At 68.0% G+C, this 22645-nt stretch carries 17 protein-coding genes; 12 read left to right on the top strand and 5 right to left on the bottom strand.

What is annotated here, in order from left to right; genetic code table 11:
• Nucleotides 1-32 precede the first annotated feature (32 nt).
• Entirely contained in the window at nt 33-1640 is a 1608-nt protein-coding gene (locus SBI20_RS08140) for a sensor histidine kinase (RefSeq protein WP_317974588.1), read from the top strand.
• Between the two features lie 121 nt (nt 1641-1761).
• The gene (locus SBI20_RS08135; RefSeq protein WP_317974587.1) at nt 1762-3129 is read left to right on the top strand and encodes a dicarboxylate/amino acid:cation symporter; all 1368 of its coding nucleotides are present in this window, start codon (nt 1762-1764) and stop codon (nt 3127-3129) included.
• 6 nt (nt 3130-3135) lie between these two features.
• Here SBI20_RS08135 and SBI20_RS08130 read toward each other — a convergent pair whose 3' ends face one another.
• Nucleotides 3136-4299 (bottom strand): MFS transporter, encoded by a 1164-nt coding sequence (locus tag SBI20_RS08130; protein WP_317974586.1) that lies wholly within the window; start codon nt 4297-4299, stop codon nt 3136-3138.
• Nucleotides 4300-4523: 224 nt separating this feature from the next.
• Here SBI20_RS08130 and SBI20_RS08125 point away from each other — a divergent pair, with 224 nt between their 5' ends.
• The 8 genes from SBI20_RS08125 to SBI20_RS08090 all read left to right on the top strand — a co-directional run bounded on the left by SBI20_RS08125 (nt 4524) and on the right by SBI20_RS08090 (nt 15464).
• Complete coding sequence (locus SBI20_RS08125; RefSeq protein WP_317976076.1) at nt 4524-5384, top strand: LysR family transcriptional regulator; 861 nt, start codon at nt 4524-4526, stop codon at nt 5382-5384.
• 366 nt (nt 5385-5750) lie between these two features.
• Nucleotides 5751-6917 (top strand): bacteriohopanetetrol glucosamine biosynthesis glycosyltransferase HpnI, encoded by a 1167-nt coding sequence (gene hpnI, locus SBI20_RS08120; protein WP_317974585.1) that lies wholly within the window; start codon nt 5751-5753, stop codon nt 6915-6917.
• 5 nt (nt 6918-6922) lie between these two features.
• On the top strand, nt 6923-8365 hold the full coding sequence (gene hpnJ / locus SBI20_RS08115) for a hopanoid biosynthesis associated radical SAM protein HpnJ (RefSeq protein ID WP_317974584.1): 1443 nt from the start codon (nt 6923-6925) through the stop codon (nt 8363-8365).
• 21 nt (nt 8366-8386) lie between these two features.
• Nucleotides 8387-9283 (top strand): hopanoid biosynthesis-associated protein HpnK, encoded by an 897-nt coding sequence (gene hpnK, locus SBI20_RS08110; RefSeq protein ID WP_317974583.1) that lies wholly within the window; start codon nt 8387-8389, stop codon nt 9281-9283.
• Nucleotides 9280-10314, top strand: coding sequence for a lysylphosphatidylglycerol synthase domain-containing protein (locus SBI20_RS08105; protein WP_317974582.1), 1035 nt, complete (start codon nt 9280-9282; stop codon nt 10312-10314). Before hpnK ends, SBI20_RS08105 begins: the two co-directional genes overlap by 4 nt.
• 46 nt (nt 10315-10360) lie before the next feature.
• Entirely contained in the window at nt 10361-12313 is a 1953-nt protein-coding gene (dxs, locus tag SBI20_RS08100) for a 1-deoxy-D-xylulose-5-phosphate synthase (protein WP_317974581.1), read from the top strand.
• Entirely contained in the window at nt 12313-12786 is a 474-nt protein-coding gene (locus tag SBI20_RS08095) for a DUF2141 domain-containing protein (protein WP_317974580.1), read from the top strand. The genes dxs and SBI20_RS08095 overlap by 1 nt, the downstream gene beginning before the upstream one ends.
• Nucleotides 12783-15464, top strand: coding sequence for an MMPL family transporter (locus tag SBI20_RS08090; protein WP_317974579.1), 2682 nt, complete (start codon nt 12783-12785; stop codon nt 15462-15464). Before SBI20_RS08095 ends, SBI20_RS08090 begins: the two co-directional genes overlap by 4 nt.
• A 78-nt stretch (nt 15465-15542) precedes the next feature.
• On the opposite strand, the gene SBI20_RS08085 is transcribed toward SBI20_RS08090, so the two are convergent.
• Together SBI20_RS08085 and SBI20_RS08080 are read right to left on the bottom strand one after the other, a co-directional pair.
• Nucleotides 15543-16757: an MlaA family lipoprotein gene (locus SBI20_RS08085; RefSeq protein WP_317974578.1), complete on the bottom strand. Its 1215-nt coding sequence runs from the start codon at nt 16755-16757 to the stop codon at nt 15543-15545.
• Nucleotides 16757-17362 (bottom strand): ABC transporter substrate-binding protein, encoded by a 606-nt coding sequence (locus SBI20_RS08080; protein WP_317974577.1) that lies wholly within the window; start codon nt 17360-17362, stop codon nt 16757-16759. Before SBI20_RS08080 ends, SBI20_RS08085 begins: the two co-directional genes overlap by 1 nt.
• A gap of 331 nt (nt 17363-17693) precedes the next feature.
• Here SBI20_RS08080 and ispH point away from each other — a divergent pair, with 331 nt between their 5' ends.
• Both ispH and hpnH read left to right on the top strand, forming a co-directional pair.
• Nucleotides 17694-18755, top strand: coding sequence for a 4-hydroxy-3-methylbut-2-enyl diphosphate reductase (ispH, locus tag SBI20_RS08075; protein ID WP_317974576.1), 1062 nt, complete (start codon nt 17694-17696; stop codon nt 18753-18755).
• On the top strand, nt 18752-19867 hold the full coding sequence (gene hpnH, locus SBI20_RS08070; protein WP_317974575.1) for an adenosyl-hopene transferase HpnH: 1116 nt from the start codon (nt 18752-18754) through the stop codon (nt 19865-19867). Before ispH ends, hpnH begins: the two co-directional genes overlap by 4 nt.
• Before the next feature lie 168 nt (nt 19868-20035).
• Here the strand turns inward: hpnH and SBI20_RS08065 are convergent, their stop codons facing one another.
• Together SBI20_RS08065 and shc are read right to left on the bottom strand one after the other, a co-directional pair.
• Complete coding sequence (locus tag SBI20_RS08065; protein WP_317974574.1) at nt 20036-20692, bottom strand: phosphorylase family protein; 657 nt, start codon at nt 20690-20692, stop codon at nt 20036-20038.
• Nucleotide 20693: 1 nt separating this feature from the next.
• The gene (gene shc / locus SBI20_RS08060; protein ID WP_317974573.1) at nt 20694-22643 is read right to left on the bottom strand and encodes a squalene--hopene cyclase; all 1950 of its coding nucleotides are present in this window, start codon (nt 22641-22643) and stop codon (nt 20694-20696) included.
• Nucleotides 22644-22645: the final 2 nt, after the last annotated feature.

Below are 22645 nucleotides of genomic sequence, written 5' to 3'. Positions count from 1 at the left end.
GGAGCAACACCGGGGGCGGAGGGGGAGTGCCAATGGCATCGCTGCGTTCGCGCCTGACGGCGGCGGTGATGGTGCCGCTGCTGGCCCTGGCGGTGACGTTCGGGGGCATTACCTGCTGGATGATCGAGCGGTCAGGGGCACTGACTTCGGACCGGATTCTCGTGGGCTCCGCGCGCGTGCTCAGCCGGGCGGTCGATGCGGGCGAGGGCGTGCGCGCGGATCTCCTGCCGCTGGCGGTCCATCTGTTGCAGCGGCGTTCGGCGCCGGTGACGCTCTACAGCATCTGGGACGGCGAGCGGCTCGTGGCCGGGACACGCGGGCTGGTGCCGCCCTCGCACTATGAGGCGCGCACCGGGCGGTGGACCACCCGTGTCCCGGCGGCGAGTTTTCCGCGCACGTTTCGCAACACCCATCTGACGGCGGGTTATGTCGACACGCGCGACGCGCAAGGGGTGGTCCAGCCCGCCTATCTGCGCGACGCCATGCTGGGCGACAAACCCGTTCGCGTGGCCACCGAAGTGCGCCGCCTTCATCGCAATGGCCATGCCGTGGTCGTGCAGGTGGCCGATTTCACCGATGATCGCGCTGCCTATCTGCAAACCTATTTCCTGCGCGTGGTGGGGGCAGGGGTGCTGATCGCGATGATGGCGGTCGTGCTGTTCTATGGCGCGATCACCTGGGGCTTGCGCCCGTTCGCCTCGCTGACCGGGCAGATCGAGACGGCGCGGCGCGAGCCGCCGCCCCAGTTCCGCCTGAAGCTTGCGGAAGATGCCCCGCGCGAGGCCCTGCTGCTGGCCGGATCGTTCAACGCCCTGCTCGCGCGGACCGAGCGCGCGGTCGATTCGCTGCGCCAGTTCACCGCCAATGCCTCGCACCAGATGCGCACGCCGCTGGCTGTCGTGCGGGTTCATCTCGACGTGCTCGAACGCTATGGCGCGCAGAGCCCGCGCGGGGCCATGGCTCTGGCCGACATCGGCCATGCGGTGGCCTCGCTCGAACGGCTGCTGCTCCAGTTGATCGCGCTCGCGCGGACCGAGGAACAGGGCATTGCGCCCGATTCACGCTTCGATCTGGCGGCGCTGGCGGCTGATCTTCTGGCCACGCGCGCTGTTTCGATGCCCGAAGACGGGGCCACGGACCTCGGGTTCGAGGGCGAAGGGCCGGTCTGGGCCTTTGGCCATGGCCTGCTGGCCGCCGAGATGATCGGCAACCTGCTCGACAATGCGATCCGCTATGGCCGGCAGGGCGGCGTGGTGACGCTGCGGGTCCGTGCATGCGAAGGGATCGCGCGGATCGAGGTGGAGGACGATGGTCCGGGGATTGCTCCTGACGAGCGCGAACGGGTGTTCGACCGGTTCTATCGCGGGCGGGTGGATGGTGGGGCAAGGCCTTCGGGCAGCGGGCTGGGGCTTTCGATCGTGCGGGCGCTGGGCGAGCGGATGGGGGCGCAGGTGGCCCTTTCCTCCGGGGCGGGCGGGCGCGGTCTGCTTGCCACGGTCGATTTTCGCGCGGCGGAGCTGCTTGCGGATGAAGAAACGGCCTGCCGCGATGCGCGCGACAAAGGTCTGTTTCCGGTTGACGGGCGGGCGCCTTGTCCCCCGGCGCGCCCGCGCGAGATGGCGGGCATGACAGCTTGCTGACAGGCAGGCGGGGGCACACCGGGGCTGGGCTCACTGTACTTCCGGGCCAATGCCACCCGTGCCTGTTCCTGTGTGGCGGGCCGGGCCCCATTCCTCTTTTGCGGAGCGGTCGATCCCTTTCATGATCAGGACCATAGCCCCTTCCGTCCATGCCCCGCTGCCGCGTCAGGACGGGGGGCGCAGGCGCCATCCCGCGCGCTCGCAAGGCTGGCTGCTGGGCGGCTTTCTGGCCGGGCTGGCGGGGGGCACGCTGACGGGGCTGTTCGCCTCGGCCTCGCCGGTCACGGCCTGGGTCATGCGCTGGGTGGTCAAGCCGGTCGAGGAGGGGTTTCTGCTGGCCATGGTCATCCTGATCGTACCGCTGCTGGTCTCGGCCATCGTGAGCGGGATCGCCCGGCTGCGCGACATGGCCGGGATGGGGCGCCTGCTGCTCTCGACACTGGCCTACATGCTCGCCGCGTCGCTGGCCGCGGCGATGATCGGGCTGGCGATGGTCGACCTGTTCCGGCCCGGCGATGTCGTCCCGGCGGAAATCGGGCAGCAATTGCTGGCGGCGGGCAGGCCCGCGCCCACATATGGCTGGGTTCAGGCCGTGCTGGCCCATACCGTGCTGTCTCATGCCAGCCTGTCTCATGTCGTTTTTCCGCGCCTGATCGAGCGGCCGATCCTGCCGTTGATCGTGGTCTCGGTGGTGGCCGGGCTGGCGCTGACGGTCGTGCGCACGCGGCGCAGCGGGCAGGTTCTGGCCACCAGCGAGCGGGTGTTCGACGCGGGGATGCGCATTCTGGTGCAGGTCGGGCGGATGGCTCCGCTGGCGGTGGCCTGCTTCATGTTCGACCTGACGCTGCTGTTCGGCTGGCACCTGCTGCTCTATCTGAGCGCCTATGTCGCGGTGGTGATCGCCGCGCTGCTGCTTCAGGTCGTGCTCACGTTCTTTGCGGTGGTGTGGATGCGCGGCGGGGTCATGCCGCTGGCCTTCCTGCGCGGGGTGCAGGAACCGGCAGTGATCGCCTTCTGCACGTCCTCGTCCAACCTCACCCTGCCCAGCGCCCTGCGCGCCGCCGAGCATGACCTGCATCTGCCCCCGCGCGTGGCGCGACTGGTGCTGGGGGTGGGGACGATTGCCAACCAGGGCGGGACGGCGATCTATACTGCCGTCACGGTGCTGTTCATCGCGCAGTTCTTCGGGATGGATCTGGCGCTCGGCCAGCAGGGGGTGGTGCTGGCCGTGGCGGTGCTGGCGGGCATGGGCACCATTGGCGTTCCGGCCGGGTCCTTGCCCACGGTGGCGGTGGTTCTCGCGCTGACCGGGTTGCCCGCCGAAGGGATCGGGCTGGTCATCGGGGTCGACCGGCTGCTCGACATGGCCCGCACGGTGGTCAACGTGATGGGCGATCTGGCCATCGCCACGGCGGTCTCGCGCGAGGAGCGGGGCGCGGGCGAACGGGGGGCGGGGGCCCCCGTTCGCGATGAGGGGCTTTTCGGGTGAGGGCCGTCAGGCCCGCGCCGGACGGGGCGAAGACTTGCCCGGCGAGGCGAGCAGGCCGATCAGCCCCAGCGCCGACGTGGTCGCCCCGGCCAGCGCGATCACCGGATAGCCCAGGCCCAGGCTGATCACCGCGCCGCCCAGCGCCGCGCCCAGCGCATTGCCCATGTTGAACGCGCCGATATTGACCGACGAGGCCAGATGCGGCGCATCGGCGGCGGCGGTCATCACGCGGACCTGAAGCGGGGCCACCAGCGCGAAGCTCGCCACGCCCCACAGGAACACGATCAGCGCGGTGGGCACGGCAAAGGGCATGAGCAGGGCAAAGCCCACGAGGATGACGGTCAGCGCGGCGAGCGCGACCATCAGCGTGCGGTCGACCGAGCGGTCGGCAAACTTGCCGCCCAGCCAGTTCCCCACCGTGAGCCCGAGGCCATAGGTCACCAGCATCGCGGTGATGAAGCCGAGCGAGGCATGGGTGGCATCGCGCAGGATCGGGGTGATGTAGGTGAACACGGTGAACATCGCGCTCGATCCGACCGTCGTGAGCGCCAGCGCAGCCAGCACCTTGCCCCGGCCCAGCACGCGCAGTTCGGTCAGCACGTGGCCGTCGGGGTGGGCGGGCAGTTCGGGCAGCGAGACGCGCAGGGCTATCATCATCGCCAGCCCCAGCGCGGCAATCGCCCAGAACGGGGTGTGCCAGTCGAGCGATTCGCCCGCCCAGGTGGCCAGCGGAACCCCCACCACATTGGCGATGGTCAGCCCCATGAACATCGTCGAGACCGCGCCAGCCTTGCGTTCGGGCGGCACCAGGCTGGCCGCCACGACCGAGCCGACGCCAAAGAACGCGCCATGGTTGAACGAGGTGACCACCCGCGCGACGAGCATCATCGCATAGCTGTCCGATAGCGCTGCCATCAGATTGCCGAGTGTGAAGATGCCCGCCAGAATCACCAGCAGGGTGCGGCGCGAGAGGCGCCCGGTCGTCAGCGTCATGATCGGCGCGCCCACGACGACGCCCATGGCATAGGCGCTGATCAGCAGGCCCGCCGCCGGGATCGAGACCCCGAGCCCGGTGGCGATCGAGGGAAGGAAGCCCATCGGGGCAAATTCGGTGACCCCGATGCCGAAGGCACCCAGGGACAGGGCCATCAGGCCTGCGTTGCGTTTCATCGTCGTCGTTCCCGGTAAGGGCGGAAAAAAAGGAGGGCGGCAGGGATACACGGCCATCGTGGCCTGTGCCCGATCTTGCCCGTGCCGATCCTGTCAATGGCGTCTTGCCAACAGATGCATAGATGCCGCAGGTTGGCCTGCGTGTTTAGAGGCTTTTTACGCCAAGGATTTGTGCATTGATCGCAAAGATAGCCGCTGCTGCCGGGCTCGACCGGGCCCGCGAAATGGCCCTGTTCGTGGCTGTCCACGATACCGGCAGCTTTTCGGCGGCGGCGCGCCAGCTCGCCATGAGCCCTTCGGCAGTCAGCCGCGCGATGGGCCGGATCGAGGCGCGGCTGGGGGTGCGGCTGGTTTTGCGTTCGACCCGCGCGCTGACTTTCACCGCCGAGGGGCAGGCCTATCTGCGCGCCGCGCGGCGGATTCTGGCCGATCTCGACGAGGCCGAGCAGGAGATCGCCGACAGCGGCGTGCCGCGCGGGCGCCTGCGGGTGAGCGCGGCGCTGGCGCACGGGCGGCTCTGCGTGGTGCCGCTGCTCGGGGCGTTCGTGCGGCGTTATCCGCATATCCTCGTCGATCTCGCGCTCAGCGACAGCCTCGTCGATGTGGCCGGGGGCGAGGCCGACGTGGCGATCCGCTTCGGCCCGCTGCCCGACAGCACGCTGACCGCGCGCAAGCTGGGCGAGAGCGGGCGGGTGATCGTGGCCTCGCCCGGATATCTGGCGCGCCATGGCACCCCGGCCAGCCCCGAAGACCTTCACGGGCACAATTGCCTGAACTTCAATTTCCGCCGGGCCGAGCCGCTCTGGCCATTCCGGCGCGAGGGCGTTGATTTCGCGCTCTCGGTCCATGGCAATATCGAGGCCAACAACGGCGAGACCCTGGGCGAACTGGCGCAGGCAGGGGTGGGAATCGCCCGCGTGGGGGCATTCAGCGTCGCCGCCCAGATCGCCGATGGAAGGCTGGTTCCCGTGCTCGAGGCGTTCAATCCGGGGGATGTCGAACAGATCAGCGCGGTCTTCGTCGGCGGGGCATCGGTCCCTGCGCGGGTGCGGGTCTTCGTGGACTATCTGGTCGGGAACCTGTGAGTGTCTGATCCGAAACTTTCGTTTCGGATCGCTCGGCACCGGCCCTCTCCCCCACCCGACCTCCCATAGGGTACTATCGTTGGGAGGCCGGGTGGGGGAGAGGGCCGGTGCCGAGCCGAAATTCGCCTCTTCGGCGAATTTCGAACTCAGACTCTGAGGCTTGCGAATGCGGTTCGTCGCGTTGCATCACGCATTGCATCATTTGTTTCAACCAGCCGTGCCTTCAATGCAATTGACCCTGTGGGAGACAGCCGCTAGCGGCCCGCCCATGCCGACGTATGCGTGCCCCTTTCTTATCCTTCATGCAGGTGCCCATGCGCCCGTGGCAGGTCGGGACGCGCTGGCCGCCCGTTCTGGGGCCGGTCGTTGATCGCGCGGGCCTTGGGCTATGGGCTGGCGGCGGTGGCCACGGTCGGGGTCGGGCTGCTTTATGGCGCGGGCTCGCGCATGGTCGCGCGGGCGCGGCGCCGGGCCGCTGCGCGCGACGACAGGGGCATCGCCCCGGTTCCTTCGGCCTCGATCCTCAAGCCGCTGCATGGCGCCGAACCGCGTCTGGCCGACAATCTGGCGACCGCGCTCGACCAGCGTGGCTATCATGCCCCGGCCGAGATGGTCTGCGGCGTGGCCGATGCCGGCGACCGCGCGCTCGATGCCCTGGCAGGCCTGAAGACCGATGGGCCGGTTGCGCTGCGCACGGTGATCGGTGGCCGCCCAAAGGGCCGTAATGCCAAAGTCGGCAACCTCGAATCCATCGCCGCACAGGCCAGCGGCGAGATGCTCGTGCTGGCCGACAGCGACATGGCCGTGCCGCCCGACTATCTGGCGAGCCTTGCCAGCGCGCTGGCTCAGCCGGGCGTGGGCGCGGCGACGTGCCTTTATGTGGGGCGGGGCGACGCCGGGTTCTGGTCGCGGCTGGTGGCGGCAGGCATCGACACCCATTTCCTGCCTTCGGTCGAACTCGGGCTGGCCACGGGCCGGGCCAATCCGTGCATGGGCTCGACGATTGCCCTGCGCGCGCAAACCCTCGAACAGATCGGCGGCATGGCCGCGTTCCGCGATGTGCTGGCCGACGATTTCGAGATCGGCGTGGCGGTGCGCGCGGCGGGCCTGCGGGTGGTTGTGCCCGACATGGTGCTCGTCCATGGTTGTGCCGACGCCCATGCGCGGCAGATGCTGCGACAGGAATTGCGCTGGAACGCGACCGTCGCCGGGCTCGACAAGGCCGGGTATCTGGGCAGTGTCGTGCTTCATCCCCTGCCTCTCGCGCTGATCGGCGGGCTGCTGGGCGGGGGCGTTTTTGCGTGGGGCGTGGCGCTGGCCGCGCTCCTCGTTCGCGGAAGAATCGCGCTTGCCGCTTGCCAACTGGACCCATTCGGGCGCAAAGCGACCGTCAAACTCCAGTTGCTGGCTTTGGTTCCCTTGCGCGATCTCCTGTCATTCACCACGTTTCTGGGCGCCCTTGCGGTTCGCAACGTGCATTGGCGCGGGGCGAACATGGCGATCACGGCCCCAACTTCTACCCTTAAGGACTGACGACGATGATGCGCTCGCTTTTCCTCCAGGCCCCCTCGTTCGAAGGTTACGACGGTGGCGCTGGTGCCCGCTATCAGGCAAAGCGGGAAATCCGCTCGTTCTGGTATCCGACCTGGCTGGCGCAGCCCGCCGCGCTGGTCGAAGGCTCGCGCCTGATCGACGCGCCCGCGCACGACCTGTCGTGGGACGACATCAAGCATGAAGTCGACGACAAGGAACTCGTTGTCCTGCACACCTCGACGCCCAGCTTCAGCCAGGACGTCCACACCGCCGAACTGATCAAGGCCCGCAACCCCAAGGCGCTGGTCGGCATGATCGGGGCCAAGGTGGCCGTCGAAACGCAGGAGGCGATGGAAGCCTCGACTGCAATCGACTTCGTGGCCCGCAATGAATTCGATTTCACCATCAAGGACATTGCCGAAGGCAAGCCGCTGGCCGAAGTCGAGGGCATTTCCTGGCGCGACGCCGATGGCTCGATCATCCACAACCGCGACCGCGCGGTGATCGAGGACATGGACTCGCTGCCCTTCGTCTCGAAGGTCTACAAGCGCGACCTGGAGTACAAGAAGTACTTCATCGGCTACCTCAAGCACCCCTACGTCAGCTTCTACACCGGCCGTGGCTGCAAGAGCCGCTGCACGTTCTGCCTCTGGCCGCAGACCGTGGGCGGGCACAACTACCGCACCCGTTCGGTTGCCCACGTGATCGAGGAAATCAAGTACGTCCTCAAGGAGTTCCCGGAAACCAAGGAACTCTTCTTCGACGACGACACCCTGACCGACCTTGGCGAGCGCGTCGAGGAACTGGCCATCGAAATGGGCAAGCTGGGCTTCGGCAAGCCGGGCTTCGGCGTGACCTGGAGCTGCAACGCCAAGGCCAACGTGCCCTACAAGACGCTCAAGATCCTGCGCGACAACGGCCTGCGCCTGCTGCTCGTGGGCTATGAAAGCGGCAACCAGCAGATCCTTCACAACATCAAGAAGGGCCTGCGCGTCGAAGTGGCACGCCAGTTCACCAAGGACTGCCACGAGCTGGGCATCGCGATCCACGGCACGTTCGTTCTGGGCCTTCCGGGCGAAACCCTCGAAACCATCGAGGAAACCATCGAATACGCCAAGGAAATCAACCCGCACACCATTCAGGTCAGCCTGGCCGCGCCCTATCCGGGCACGTTCCTCTACAAGCAGGCCAAGGAAAACGGCTGGTTCGACGGCACGCACGACATGCTGACCCAGCATGGCGAGCAGATCGCCCAGCTCAGCTACGAGCACCTGCCCGCCAGCGTGATCTTCGAGAAGGTGGAAGAGTTCTACAAGCGCTTCTACTTCCGTCCGCGCAAGATCGGCTCCATCGTCAACGAGATGGTGCGCGACTGGGACATGATGAAGCGCCGTCTGCGCGAAGGCGTCGAGTTCTTCTCGTTCCTGCGCCAGCGCAAGGCGGCCTGACCGCAGCGCAGGCGTGATGTCATGACAGCCTCCCAGATGCCGGACGGGGCCGGTCCGCGCGCAGATGCAGCGCGGATCGACCTGGTCGTCACCGCCGACGATTTCGGTGCCGACGAGGCCGTCAACGAGGCGGTCGAGCGCGCGCATCGCGATGGCGTGCTCACCGCCGCCAGCCTCATGGTCACCGGCCATGCGGTTGACGATGCGGTGGCGCGCGCGCGCCGCCTGCCCTCGCTGGGCGTGGGGCTGCATCTCGTTCTGGTCGATGGCCAGAGCGCGTTGCCCCCGGCGCCCGGACGGGCCCTCGCCGATGCGCAGGGCCGGTTTTACGACAACATGGCGCTCACGGGTCTGCGTCTGGCGATCAGTCCGGCGGCCCGCCGCGAACTGGCCGCCGAGATCGAGGCCCAGTTCGCCGCCTTCGCGCGGACCGGGCTGCCGCTCGATCATGTCAACGCGCACAAGCATTTCCATGTCCATCCGGTGATCGCGCGGATGGTCGTCGATGCCGCGCGCCGCCATGGCGCGCGGGCGATCCGGGCGCCGGTCGAACCGGGAAGCCCGCGTGGCAGTGCCCGGCTGGCGGTGGCCTTTGCCCGCTGGCTGCGCGCCCGTGCACGCCGCGCCGGGCTGGCCGTTCCCGACCGTGTGTTCGGTCTGGCCGAAAGTGGCCGGATGGACGCGGGCGCGATGGCCCGTGCGGTGGCCGGCCTCGAAGGCGGGCTCAACGAAATCTATCTCCATCCCGCCACGCGCGACGAATGGCCGGGCCATGCACCGGGCTATCGCTATCGCGACGAGATGGAAGCCCTGCTCGACCCGGCGGTGATCGCCGGGGTGGCGAAGGCGGGGGCCGATCTGGGGCCGTTCGCGCGCTTTGCGGCGGCGGGCGCGGGTCTGGCCGGAGTGGGCGCGTGAAGATTCCCGTTCACGTCTGGATGCTGGCGGCGATGGCCGCCGGTGTGGCGATGGCCTGCTGGGTGATCGGGCGCGACGGGCTCGACGCGGTGATCCATGCTGCCGCCGGGATCGGTATTCCCGGTTTCGTGGGATTCTGTCTCTACAGCGCGGCGACCGCGCTGTTTCTGGGCGGGGCCTGGGTGCTGTGCGTGCCGGGGCTTTCCCCCTGGCGGCACTTGCTGCTGTTCACCGGCGCGCGTCTGGTGCGCGAGGGGGCGGCTGATCTGCTGCCGTTCTCGCAACTGGGCGGGCTGGTTGTCGGCGCGCGGGTGCTGATCGCACGCGGACACCGCGCGGCGCAGGTCAATGCGGCCATGGCCGTCGACATCACCACCGAAATGGCCGCGCAAGTGGTCTTCACGCTGTTCGGCATCGCGGGCCTCGCGGCGCTGGGGCACGGGGGCAGTGCCGGTATCGGAAAAGGGCTGCTCGGGCCGCTCCTGCTCGGCGCGGGGGCGATGGTGGCGCTCTCGATGGTGTTTCTGGTCGCGCAGCGCTGGATCCTGATGTTCGCCGCGCGGCTGGTGGAAAGCCATCTTCCCGCCGTGGGTGCGCGGCTGGGCGACGTGGCCGATGGCATTTCGCAGGTCTATCGCCAGCGCAAGCGGGTGCTGGGCAGCTTCCTGTGCAATCTGGGCGGCTGGCTGACCTCTGCGGCGGGGGCCTGGCTGGCGCTCGAACTGATGGGCATTCATCTGGCGCTCGGGCGCGTGCTGGTGCTCGAAAGCCTGATTTTCACGGTGCGCTCGGTCGGGTTCCTGATCCCCGGCGCGCTGGGGGTACAGGAAGCGGCCTATGCCATGCTGGCGCCGCTGGTGGGGCTGAGCAGCCCGGCGGCACTGGGGCTCTCGCTGGTCAAGCGGGCGCGTGATCTCGTGCAGGGCGGGGCCGCGCTCCTCGGCTGGCAGTGGAGCGAATTTCGCAAGGCTCGCGCGCTCACGCGCACGGGACAGGACAAGCATTACCCGGGGGGCGCCGCCAATGGATGACCGGCGACAGGAACCCGAAGCAGAAAACAAAGAAACGGCACGGACGATGGAACAGCAACACTCCCCCAACCCCTCGACCCCCTTGCTGGACCAGGTGCCGACGCCTGAAGCCCTGCGCACCTTGCAGCCTGCCCAGTTGCGCCAGCTGGCCGATGAACTGCGCGAGGAAATGATCGCCACGGTGGGTCACACCGGCGGGCATCTGGGGTCGGGGCTGGGCGTGGTCGAACTGACCGTCGCGCTGCACTATGTGTTCAACACCCCCGAAGATCGCCTGATCTGGGACGTGGGCCATCAGGCCTATCCGCACAAGATCCTGACCGGGCGCCGCGACCGCATCCGTACCCTGCGCCAGGGTGGCGGGCTTTCGGGCTTCACCAAGCGTTCGGAAAGCGAATACGATCCGTTCGGCACGGCGCACAGCTCGACCTCGATCTCGGCGGCGATCGGCTTTGCCATGGCCAACAAGATCAAGGGCGAGCCGGGACGCGGCATTGCCGTGATCGGCGATGGCGCGATGAGCGCAGGGATGGCCTACGAGGCCATGAACAACGCGCAGGCCGCCGGAAACCGGCTGGTCGTGATCCTCAACGACAACGACATGTCGATTGCCCCGCCCGTTGGTGGGCTCTCGGGCTATCTGGCGCGGCTGGTCTCCTCGGGCCAGTTCCTGGGCCTGCGTGATCTGGCCCGCAAGTTTGGCCGCCACCTGCCGCGTCCGTTGCAGATGGCCGCCAAGAAGACCGACGAATTCGCGCGCGGCATGGCCATGGGCGGCACCCTGTTCGAGGAACTGGGCTTCTACTATGTCGGCCCGATCGACGGGCACGACCTCGACGCGCTGGTCCCCGTGCTCGAAAACGTGCGCGATGCCGCCGAAGGGCCGATCCTGATCCATGTCGTGACGCAGAAGGGCAAGGGCTATGCCCCCGCCGAACAAGCCGCCGACAAGTATCACGGCGTGCAGAAGTTCAACGTGGTGACCGGCGAGCAGGCCAAGGCCCCGGCGGGCCCGCCCAGCTACACGTCCGTTTTCGCCAAGGCCCTGCTGGCCGAAGCCGAGACCGACCCGACGATCTGCGCGATCACCGCCGCGATGCCGACCGGCACCGGCCTCGACAAGTTTGCGCAGGCCTACCCGGATCGCCTGTTCGATGTCGGCATTGCCGAACAGCACGCGGTGACGTTTGCGGCGGGCATGGCCGCGCAGGGGATGCGCCCGTTCTGCGCGATCTATTCGACGTTCCTCCAGCGCGCCTACGACCAGGTGGTCCACGACGTGGCGCTCCAGAACCTGCCGGTGCGCTTTGCCATCGACCGCGCCGGGCTCGTCGGCGCCGACGGGGCGACCCACGCCGGGTCGTTCGACGTGACTTATCTGGCCAGCCTGCCCAACATGGTCGTCATGGCCGCGGCGGACGAGGCCGAGCTGGTCCACATGACCCACACCGCCGCCCGCCACGACAGCAGCCCGATCGCCTTCCGCTATCCGCGCGGCAATGGCGTGGGCGTGGCCCTGCCCGAGACGCCCCAGTTGCTCGAAATCGGCAAGGGCCGCGTCGTGCGCGAAGGCTCGAAGGTGGCGATCCTCTCGCTCGGCACCCGTCTGGGCGAGGCGCTCAAGGCCGCCGACCAGCTCGACGCGCGCGGCCTGTCGACGACCGTGGCCGACCTGCGCTTCGTCAAGCCGCTCGACGACGACCTGATCCGCCGCCTGATCGCCACCCACGAAGTGGTGGTCACCATCGAGGAAGGCTCCATCGGCGGCCTTGGCGCCCATGTGCTGACGATGGCCAGCGACGAGGGTCTGACCGACACCGGCCTGAAAATCCGCACGATGCGCCTGCCCGACATCTTCCAGGACCACGACAAGCCCGACGCCCAGTACGACGAAGCCGGCCTCAACGCCCCGCACATTGTCGACACCGTGCTCAAGGCCCTGCGCCACAACAGCGCCGGGATCGAGGACGGCCTGCTCGCGCTCGGTACGGCGGTGTAATGATGGCGCGCGCACGCCTAGCCGCAGCCGCCCTCATGCTGGTGCCGGTGGCGCTCGGAGGCGGTCTGGCCGCGCGCGCGGCCAGTGGCCACAGTGTCACCGTGATCGTCACCAATGTCCGCAACAACGCGGGCCACGTCCATATCGACGTGTGCCCGCAAGGCTTGTTCCTCAAGGACAATTGCCCGTACATGGCCGATGCCCCGGCCCATGCGGGGACGACCCGCGTGGTCGTGAACGGCGTGCCTGCGGGCGACTATGGCATCCAGGCCACCCACGACGAGAACGACAACCACAAGGTTGACCGCAATTTCCTGGGCATGCCCAAGGAAGGCATCGGGTTCTCGCGCGATGCGCCGATCCATCTTTCGCCGCCAAGCTGGAAGGACGCGGTGATTTCCGTGCGTGGCGACGCAAGCTTTTCGCTGCGGATGCGCTACATGCTGGGCAAGTCGGGGCCGGATCAGCGATGAGCGAAAAGGGGGGCTCATCGACATCCCGCTTTGCCGGGCTTCATCTGGTGGCGCGGCTGGTCGCGCTGGCCACTGGCGCGCCGCGCCGGGTCTTCGGGTTTGCGCTGCTGCTCACGCTCGCCGCGCTGGCGGTGGTGGCCACCCGTTTCGACATGAGCACGGACACCTCGGCGCTCATTTCGCCCACGGTGCCGTGGCGCCAGCACGAACAGGCCTTTGACGCGGCCTTTCCGCAATTGCGCGATTCGATGCTGGTGGTGATCGACGGGGAAACCCCCGAGCTGGCCGAGGATGCGGCGATCCGCCTGTCCGATGCGCTGGCCCACGATGCCGCCCATGTGCGCAATGTGCGCCGCCCCGATGGCGGGGACTTCTTCAATCGCGAAGGGCTGCTGTTCGGCTCCGATCAGGACGTGCGCGACGCGACCGCCGCGATGGTCAAGGCCCAGCCTCTGCTCGGGCCGCTGGCTGCCGATCCGAGCCTGACGGGCGTGGCCGGGGCCTTTTCGGCGATGCTCGACGGGGTCGACAATGGGTCGGCCAGCCTGTCCGATTTTGCCAAACCGATGCAATCGCTGGCCAGTTCGGTCGACGGGCGGCTGGCGGGCAAGCCCGCGACGTTCTCGTGGCAGAAGCTGCTGGCGGCCAATGGCGCGGGCGGCAGCGATGGCGCGCTGGCCGCGCCCACGCGGCGCCTGCTGCTGGTGCGCCCGGTGCTCGACTTTGCCGCGCTCACCCCTGGCAGCGCGGCGGGCGAGGCTATTCTGGCGACGGCGGGCAAGCTGGGCATTGATTCTGCCCATGGCGTGCGCGTGCGCCTGACCGGCGACGTGCCGCTGGCCGATCAGGATTTCGCCTCGCTTCAGGAAAACATCGGCCTTGTCGGGGCGATCATGGTCGCGGCCATGCTGCTCACGCTGTGGCTGGCCACGCGTTCGGTGCGGATGGTCGGCGCGATCATGGGCACGATCATTCTGGGCCTGCTGGTCACGCTGGCGCTCGGGCTGCTGGCGGTCGGGCGGCTCAACCTGATCTCGATTGCCTTCATTCCGCTGTTTGTCGGGCTGGGGGTCGATTTCGGCATCCAGATCTGCGTGCGCTTTGCCGCCGAGCGGATGCGTAAGCCGGGTGCATACGGCGACGGGGCCCCCGATGTGCGGCAGGCCCTTTCGGCGGCGGCGCAGGCGCTCAGCGCGCCGCTGACGCTGGCCGCCGGGGCCATCGTGCTTGGCTTTGCCGCGTTCCTGCCCACGGCCTATGTCGGCATTGCCGAACTGGGCGTGATTTCGGCCATCGGCATGGTCGTGGCGCTGCTGTTCAGTGTGACGGTGCTGCCCGCGGTGCTGGTCCTGCTCGATCCGCCTGTGCGGGATCTGGGCGAGGAAGGCGGGATCGCCGCGCTCGCCCCGCTCGACCGGTTGCTGGTGCGTCGCCGCAAGGCCGTGCTGGGCAGCTTCGTGGTGGCGATGGTGATCAGCATCGCGCTGCTGCCGCTCGTGCAGTTCGACTTCAACCCGATGGACATGCGCGACCCCGAGGCCGAGGCGATGCAGACCCTCGCCGACCTCACCCGCGATCCCGACCGCACGCCCGACACGATCAGCGTGCTGGCCCATGGGCGGGCACAGGCGCAAGGCCTCGTCGCGCGGCTTGCAAAGCTGCCCGAGGCGCGCCGCGTGCTGTGGATCGACAGTTTCGTGCCCGAGGACCAGCAGGGCAAGCTCGCCACGATTGCCGATGCGCAGGGTGTCCTCGATTTCACGCTCAACCCGTTCACGGTCGCTCCGGCCGCAGACGATGCCGCGCTGGTCGCCACGCTGGCCACGCTCGGGCAGCGGCTGGAGGCCGAGGCGACCGCGCATCCCGGCCCCGGCGCGCAGGAAGCGCGCGCGCTGGGCGCGGCGCTGACCCGTCTGGCCAAGGCCAGCCCCGCAAGCCGCGCGAGCGTGGGCGAGATGGTCTCGCGTCCGCTCACTGTCATGCTCGACCAGATGCGCGCCTCGCTGACGGCAGAGGCGGTTTCCGAGCAGACGCTTCCGGCTGACCTCGCGCGCGACTGGCGCGCACCGGGCGACCTGTACCGGATCGAGGTGGTGCCTGCCGGTGATACCACCGACAATGGCGTGCTCACGCGCTTCCGCGCGGCGGTCGCGCAAGTGACGCCCGCGATCTCGGGCATGCCGGTGATCACGCAGGCCGCGGCCTCGACGATTGCCTGGGCCTTCGTGCAGGCCGGGATCATCGCCTTCGTGCTGGTGAGCGGGCTTCTGCTGGTGGTCCTGCGCTCGGTGCGCGAGGTGGCCTTCACGCTGGCCCCGGTGGTGCTCTCGATCTTCCTGACGCTGGGCACTTGCGTGCTGATCGGCCAGCCGCTCAACTTTGCCAATATCATCGCCTTCCCGCTGCTGTTCGGGGTGGGCGTGGCCTTTCACATCTATTTCGTGATGGCCTGGCGGGCAGGCGCGCGCGACCTGCTGCAATCGAGCCTGGCGCGCGCGGTGCTGTTCAGCGCCTTTGCCACGGGGACGGCCTTTGGCAGCCTGTGGCTCTCGCGCCATCCGGGCACGGCCAGCATGGGCAAGATCCTGATGATCTCGCTGATCTGGACGCTGATCTGTGCGCTGGTGTTCGAGCCTGCGCTGCTGGGCCCGCCCAAGGGCGAGGGGCGGGCAGATTGATTTGAGGGTTTTGTCGTGACACGAAAAAAGGGCGGGTGATCTGAAAAGATCGCCCGCCCTTTTTGCATGGGGTGCTGATCAGTTGGCCGGGTCGGCCAGCGGATCTTCCAGCTCGTGAGGCGCTGCCGGCTGGGTCTTGCCCGGCTCCAGCTTGCCCGGCTCCAGCTTGAACGAGGACACGTCGGTTGCCGGATCGGTGAGCGCGGCATCGAACGGATCGCCCTGATCGGCGGCGGGCTTGCTGTGCCCTGCCTGGTACAGGACCGGGATCGTACCCGAACTGGTGGGGTTGAGCGCGCGGCTCTTGAGCGCGCGGACTGCCCCGGCGCGGTCCTGAAGGTAGACCGAGCGCATCGTGGCATAAGGATCGACCGCCGAGGACAGCAGTGTCTTGAGATCCTGATCGGCGCGCGCGCGCAGGTCGAGGCCGCCGAGCACCGTCGTGGCAGCCTGATAGGGCGCGTTGTCGAGCGGATAGCCGATCGACATCGGCAGCAGCGCGCCATTGGCTGCCGACCCGAGCATGTCGCGCAAGTTGCTCGGCCCGACCATCGGCACGAAGATGTAGGGGCCCGGCTTCACGCCATAATAGGCCAGCGTGTCGCCAAAGCCGTTGACGTGGTGGGGGATGTTGACCCCCGGCAGCTTGGCCAGGTCGAGCATGCCGCCAAGGCCATAGCTGCTGTTGAGCGCAAAGCGGGCCAGCGTGCGGCCTGCGCGGTCGAAGCGCAGTTGCAGGATGTCGTTGGCGAAGACCACCGGCTCGGAGACATTCTGGAGAATGTTGCGGATCGCATCGCGCAGGAACTGGGGCACCACGGCCTTGTAGGCCATCGCCAGCGGACGCAGCAGGATCCGGTCGAGGAATTGCTGGATGCTGTACATCGGGCGGTTGAAGCGGTGCCACGGGTCCTGCTTGGCCTCGACATCGACAGCCGCCTTGGCCGGTTCGGGCGGGGACGCGGCAGCATCGGTCGCGGCCCCGGCGACCGGGGCAGGGGCGCCGGGAGCCGCCGCAGCCGGGGCGGCAACCTCAGCGGCCTCGCCAGCGGCGGGCGGCAGTGTTTCCTGCGCGGCCTGCGTCAGGTCGCCCAGCGTGGCAAGGCGCGCGGCGATCTCGGCGCTGCCGAGCGGGGCGAGCGCGAGGGTGCGGGCTCCGGCATCCAGCACCGGAAGGCCGGGCAGCGCGTCAGGGGCAACGAAAGAGGAATGCGCATCGTTCGCCGCCGTCGCGGGGGCCGCAAGCGGCACCGCGAAAGTCAGCGCGGCAGGCGCCATCGTGGCAAGGAGCATCAGTTCGTCCTGGCGGCGAGCTGGTCGAGATGGCCGATCAGGCTGCGGGCGCCGCCCTTTTGCAGCGCAATGGCAAAATCCGACCGGCGCGTGGCGATCTGGCTGATCGAGTTGTTGTAGAAGACGTCGATGATCTTCCACGTGCCGCCGCTCTGGCGCAGGCGATAGGAAATCGCCACGTCCTTGCCCTTGGGGTCGTGGAGCACGGTCCGCACGAGGCTGTCGGTCCCGCGCGTCTGCACGTCGGGGGAAACCGCAAAGCTCTGGCCCGACCAGCCGTCGAAGTTGCGCGCATATTCGGCAATGACCATGCGGCGGAACGAGGCGACCAGATCCTTCTGGTCTGCGGGCGAGAAACCGGTCCAGGCCGAGCCGACCGAAAGACGCGCCATCAGGGGAAGATCGAAGGCCTGGTCGATCACCGGAGCGATCCGGGCCTTGCGGCCTTGCAGCCCGGCACCCTTGCCTGCCTTCATGATCGCCAGAAGGCCGCTGTCGAGCGCACTGACGGCTTCGGCGGGCGTAGCGGCCTGCGCGGTGGAGACCGTCATCACGGCGGCCAGCGTCACAGATGTCGCGACAAGAGCGCGTGGTACGAAACGCATCGTAAACTCCAGTATCGTTCCCCTGCCCAGGGCCCATACGGGGGGGGACAGTCTCCGTCCAGTGCAGGCTTGGCCCGAGCATCTGGACTTTGACAAGGCAGCGCGGTCCGTTGGAAGGGGAAAGGGCCCGGCGATCCACGGCGCGGGGGCGCTTTGGGCCAGCCTGAGGCTGCTGGCAAGCCGACAAAAAGCAACCGGTCTTGTGAAACATGCAACAGGCCATGCATTTCATGGGCTGGACATTGCCGTCAAAAAAGCTAGCGGGTATAGATCGTCGCCTGCCGCATCGCAGCACGGTGGCCAAGCAATTGTACCTTCGGAGCGAATTTTTATGACCCAGCCATCGGCGGAGCCAGCCCAGCAGACCTTGCGTGTGCTGCTCGCCAAACCGCGGGGGTTCTGCGCTGGCGTGGTGCGCGCGATCAGCATCGTCGAACAGGCGATCGAACGCTATGGCTCGCCGGTCTATGTCCGCCATGAAATCGTCCACAATCGCCACGTTGTCGAGAACCTGCGCAACAAGGGCGCGGTCTTCGTCGACGAACTGACCGACATTCCCGATGGCGCGCTGACCGTGTTCAGCGCTCACGGCGTGGCCCGCTCGGTCGAGGACGAGGCGCGCGAACGGGCGCTGCCGGTCATCGACGCAACCTGCCCGCTCGTCACCAAGGTTCACGTCCAGGGCCGCCGCTATGCCAAGGGCGGGCGCACGCTGCTACTGATCGGCCATCGCGGCCATGCCGAAGTCGATGGCACGATGGGCCAGATCGACGGGCCGATCCACCTCGTCCAGTCGGTGGACGATGTCGCGAAGCTCGACATGCCCGACGATACCCCGCTGGCCTATGTCACCCAGACCACGCTCTCGGTCGACGACACGCGCGACATCATCGCCGCGCTCAAGGCCCGCTTCACCAACCTCGATGGCCCGGATGTCTCGGAAATCTGCTACGCCACGCAGAACCGCCAGACCGCCGTGCGCTCGCTCGCCCGCGAAAGCGACGTGCTGATCGTGGTCGGCTCGGTCACCAGCTCGAATTCGAATCGCCTGCGCGAGATCGGCACCGAGATGGGCGTGCCCAGCTACCTCGTCGACGACGGCAACGACATCGACCCGGCCTGGATCGAGGGCGCGAAGACCGTGGGGCTCACCGCCGGTGCCTCCGCGCCCGACGAACTGGTCGACAGCGTGATCGCCGCGCTTTCGCGCCTGCGCCTCGTCGAAGTGGCCCAGCTTCCCGGCGAGGAAGAACACCTCAACTTCTCGATGCCGCCCGAACTGCGCTATCGCGAACCGCGCCCGCCGCGCATCAACCCCGCGCATCGGTCGGCTCCCGTTCATCAGACGGTTGCTAGCTCGCCGGCCAACAACCAGACCGAGAAATCCGCATGACCCTTCCGCTTCCCGTTCTTGCCCGTATCGGCAGCTATGCGCTGCGCCAGCACATCAAGGGCGGGCGCTACCCGATGGTGCTCATGCTCGAGCCCCTGTTGCGCTGCAATCTGGCGTGCCCCGGCTGCGGCAAGATCGACTATCCCGACAAGATCCTCAACCAGCGCCTGTCCTATGAACAGTGCATGGAAGCGATCGACGAATGCGGCGCGCCCGCCGTTTCGATCGCCGGGGGCGAGCCGCTGATCCACAAGGACATGGCCCGCATCGTGCGCGGCTACATCGCGAAGAAGAAGTTCGTGATCCTGTGCACCAACGCGCTGCTGCTCAAGAAGAAGATCAACGAGTACAGCCCGTCGCCCTACTTCACCTGGTCGATCCACCTCGATGGCGACGAAGCCATGCACGACCACGCCGTCGACCAGAAGGGCACCTACAAGGTCGCCGTCGAGGCGATCGAGCTGGCCAAGTCGAAGGGCTTCCGCGTTCAGGTCAACTGCACCGTGTTCGACGGCGCCGACCCCGAACGCCTCGCCCGCTTCTTCGACAAGATGAAGGCGCTCGATGTCGAAGTGACGATCTCGCCCGGCTATGCCTACGAGCGCGCCGCCGACCAGGAGCACTTCCTCAACCGCCAGCGCACCAAGGAATTCTTCCGCGACGTGTTCCGCCGTGGCAATGGCGCGAAGAACTGGGGCTTCACCAACTCGCCCCTGTTCCTCGACTTCCTTGCCGGCAACCAGACCTATGAATGCACGCCCTGGTCGATGCCGCTGCGCTCGGTCTTCGGCTGGCAGAAGCCGTGCTACCTCCTGGGCGAAGGCTATGCCAAGACCTTCAAGGAGCTGATGGAAGGCACCGACTGGGACAGCTACGGCGTCGGCAAGTACGAGAAGTGCTCCGACTGCATGGTCCACTGCGGCTTCGAAGGCACCGCCGCCACTGACGCGATCCGCCATCCGCTCAAGCTGATGAACGTCGCGCGCAAGGGCGTGCGCACCGAAGGCCCGATGGCGCCGGACATCGACCTGACCAAGGCCCGCAAGGCCGAAGATGTCTATGAAACGCACGTCGAACGCGAACTGGCCAAGATCAAGTCGCAGGCGGCCTGATCTTCCCAAGCGGAAAGAACAGAAGAAGGGGGCGGGTTTCCGCTCCCTTTTTTTGTTGGAAGAACAAGAACAAGAGCAAGAACAAACAAAAGAAGGGGCCATTGCCCCTTCGACCCCTTCATGTCGGCCTTCGAGGGCTGGGGGTGGCGCTTCCTTGGGGTGCCGACGCTACTTTTGCTGGAGGGCGTCCCGGATGCGGGCGCCGCCTTCGCGCAGGGATTGCATCGCGCGGTTCATGGCCCGGCCCATGCGGACGAGGCCGCCGATCTGGCCCGGCTGGCGCAGGATCGAGAGCGCCATGGCCCCGCCGTTGAGGCCGCCGTCGGGCCGCATCGCGCACATGATGGCCGGGGGCAGGGTGTGCCCGGCTTCGTCGGAAATGCAGCGGACCACCGCGAAGGGCAGGCCGTGGGCCGCCGCGAGGCGCGCGGCAATGTGGCTTTCCATGTCGACCGCCAGCGCCCCGTGGGCCGCGTGGAGCGCGGCCTTGTCGGCAGCCTTGGCGATCATCGTGCCATCGGCATAGACCGGGCCACGGTGCGCGGCGGGAAGCGCCTTGGCGAGCAGGGTCATCAGCGCCGGGTCGCATGGCGTGGCGAGCGCGCCGCACAGGTGTGTGCCGATCACCCAGTCTCCCAGCGCCAGACCGGGCGCGAGCGCGCCGCCCATGCCATAGCTGAGCACCGCGCGCGCGCCGGGCAGTTCGGCTTCGAGGCGACGGGCAAGCCCCTGTGCATCGCCGCCGCCGGGGATCACCACCAGACCGGGGGCGCGCACGGTCTGCGCCTCGCGCGCCATGCCGGTGACGACGACGACCGGCTTCACGTTACATGCCCCAGGCGACGTGCGGGTCGTTGGCCTGCGACAGGTTGCGATAGCGCGCCAGCGCCCAGAGCGGGAAGTACTTGGGATAGCCGTGATAGCGCAGGTAGAACACGCGCGGGAAACCGCCGCCGGTGTAGAGTTCCTGACCCCACAGGCCGTCCTCGTCCTGATTGGCCGTCAGCCAGGCCGCGCCGCGCGCGACGCTGGGCTTGTCGGACCGTCCGGCGGCCATCAGCCCCAGCATGGCCCATGCGGTCTGCGAGGCGGTCGAGGGTGCGGTCTGGTGGCCCTTGCGGTCGAGCGCATAGCTGTCGCAGCTTTCGCCCCAGCCGCCATCGGTGTTCTGGATCGTCTCCAGCCAGTTGGCCGCGCGCGCGACCATCGGATGATCGGGGCCCAGCCCGGCAGCGTTGAGCGCGCAGAGCACCGACCATGTGCCATAGACATAGTTGACGCCCCAGCGGCCAAACCAGCTTCCGTCGGGTTCCTGCTCGCGTTCGAGCCAGGCCAGCGCGGCCTTCATGCGGGGGCTGTTCGTTTCGCCCAGCTGCGCCAGCATCGAGACCACGCGCGCGGTCACGTCGGCGGTGGGGGGATCGAGCAGCGCGCCGTGGTCGGCGAACGGCAGGTTGTTCAGATAGTCATAGGCGTTGTCGGCATCGAATGCGCCCCAGCCGCCATCGCGGCATTGCAGGCCCACGGTCCATTCCTGACCCCGGTCGATCGCGGCGTTGTCGGTCTGGTCGCCGGTGCGCCGGCGCGCGCGGTCCATCGCCATGACGACGACGGCGGTGTCGTCGAGATCGGGATAGTGGTCGTTGTTGTACTGGAAGGCCCAGCCGCCGGGGCGCACGCCGGGGCGTTCCTCGGCCCAGTCGCCCTCGACATCGAGCACCTGACGCGGACGCAGCCATTCGAGCGCGGCTTGCGCGGCGGCCTCGTTTTCCGCACCCCCGGCTTCGAGCATGGCATGGGCGGCCAGCGCCGTGTCCCAGACCGGCGAGACGCAGGGCTGGCAATAGGCTTCGTCCTCGCCGATCACCAGCAGGCGCTCGACCGATTCGCGGGCGATGGCGCGCTCGGGATGGTCGGGGCCATAGCCGAGGCAATCGTACATCATCACCGAATTGGCCATGGCCGGATAGATCGCGCCCAGCCCGTCGACCCCGTTCAGGCGCTCGCGCACCCAGTCGATGCAGGCCTGTGTCGCGCGTTCGCGGGTGCGGCGCGGCCAGAGGCCGTCGGCGGCCTTGAGCACGCGGTCGAGCGCGTTGAAGCCCACGGTCCACACCAGCTTGGGGTTGGCGGCCTGCGTGGCAAACCGCTTGCGGTGGCCGGTGTAGAGTTCGTCGACCTTCACCCCGCGCGGATTGCGCGCCAGCGGACGGCGCGCGCACAGCACGAGCAGCGGCACGACGACCGTGCGCGCCCAGTAGCTCATCTTGGACAGGTGGATCGGGAACTTGCGCGGCAGCAGGATCAGCTCGGGCGGCAGGGTGGGCACCACGTCCCACGAGCCCGCGCCAAACAGCGCGAGCTGGATGCGGGTGAACACGTTGCAGGTTTCCGCGCCCCCGGCGGCCAGCACGGCGGCGCGCGCGCGGACCATGTGCAGCGAATCGATGTCGTCGCCGATCATTTTCAGCGCATAATAGGCCTTGATCGTCGCGCTCACATCGAAGCCGCCATCATGGTAGAGCGGCCAGCCATGGTGCTTGGGCGACTGGATGCGGCGCAAGTAGCGCCCGATCTTGGCTTCGAGTTCGAGGTCTTCCGGTTCGCCCAGAAAGTGGCGCAGGAGGATATATTCGGCTGGAATCGTCGCGTCGGCTTCCAGCTCGAAGACCCAGTGTCCATCGGCCTGGGTGGCCTTGCGCAGCGCGCCGCTCGCACGCTCGAGCGCGGCTTCTACCGCGTCGCGGGTGGGGGCTTGCACGGGCACTTCAGACATTT

The organism is Novosphingobium sp. IK01 (genome assembly GCF_033242265.1).
GTDB classification, from domain to species: domain Bacteria; phylum Pseudomonadota; class Alphaproteobacteria; order Sphingomonadales; family Sphingomonadaceae; genus Novosphingobium; species Novosphingobium pituita.
The sequence above is the reverse complement of the archived record's forward strand: the minus strand, read 5'-3'. Positions and strand labels throughout refer to the sequence as shown.

Coding starts and splice junctions, on each gene's coding strand:
- SBI20_RS08140 (WP_317974588.1), top strand. CDS start 33: ATGGCATCGCTGCGTTCGCGCCTGACGGCGGCGGTGATGGTGCCGCTG.
- SBI20_RS08135 (WP_317974587.1), top strand. CDS start 1,762: ATGATCAGGACCATAGCCCCTTCCGTCCATGCCCCGCTGCCGCGTCAG.
- SBI20_RS08130 (WP_317974586.1), bottom strand. CDS start 4,299: ATGAAACGCAACGCAGGCCTGATGGCCCTGTCCCTGGGTGCCTTCGGC.
- SBI20_RS08125 (WP_317976076.1), top strand. CDS start 4,524: ATGGCCCTGTTCGTGGCTGTCCACGATACCGGCAGCTTTTCGGCGGCG.
- hpnJ (WP_317974584.1), top strand. CDS start 6,923: ATGATGCGCTCGCTTTTCCTCCAGGCCCCCTCGTTCGAAGGTTACGAC.
- hpnK (WP_317974583.1), top strand. CDS start 8,387: ATGACAGCCTCCCAGATGCCGGACGGGGCCGGTCCGCGCGCAGATGCA.
- dxs (WP_317974581.1), top strand. CDS start 10,361: ATGGAACAGCAACACTCCCCCAACCCCTCGACCCCCTTGCTGGACCAG.
- SBI20_RS08095 (WP_317974580.1), top strand. CDS start 12,313: ATGATGGCGCGCGCACGCCTAGCCGCAGCCGCCCTCATGCTGGTGCCG.
- SBI20_RS08090 (WP_317974579.1), top strand. CDS start 12,783: ATGAGCGAAAAGGGGGGCTCATCGACATCCCGCTTTGCCGGGCTTCAT.
- SBI20_RS08085 (WP_317974578.1), bottom strand. CDS start 16,757: ATGCTCCTTGCCACGATGGCGCCTGCCGCGCTGACTTTCGCGGTGCCG.
- SBI20_RS08080 (WP_317974577.1), bottom strand. CDS start 17,362: ATGCGTTTCGTACCACGCGCTCTTGTCGCGACATCTGTGACGCTGGCC.
- ispH (WP_317974576.1), top strand. CDS start 17,694: ATGACCCAGCCATCGGCGGAGCCAGCCCAGCAGACCTTGCGTGTGCTG.
- hpnH (WP_317974575.1), top strand. CDS start 18,752: ATGACCCTTCCGCTTCCCGTTCTTGCCCGTATCGGCAGCTATGCGCTG.
- shc (WP_317974573.1), bottom strand. CDS start 22,643: ATGTCTGAAGTGCCCGTGCAAGCCCCCACCCGCGACGCGGTAGAAGCC.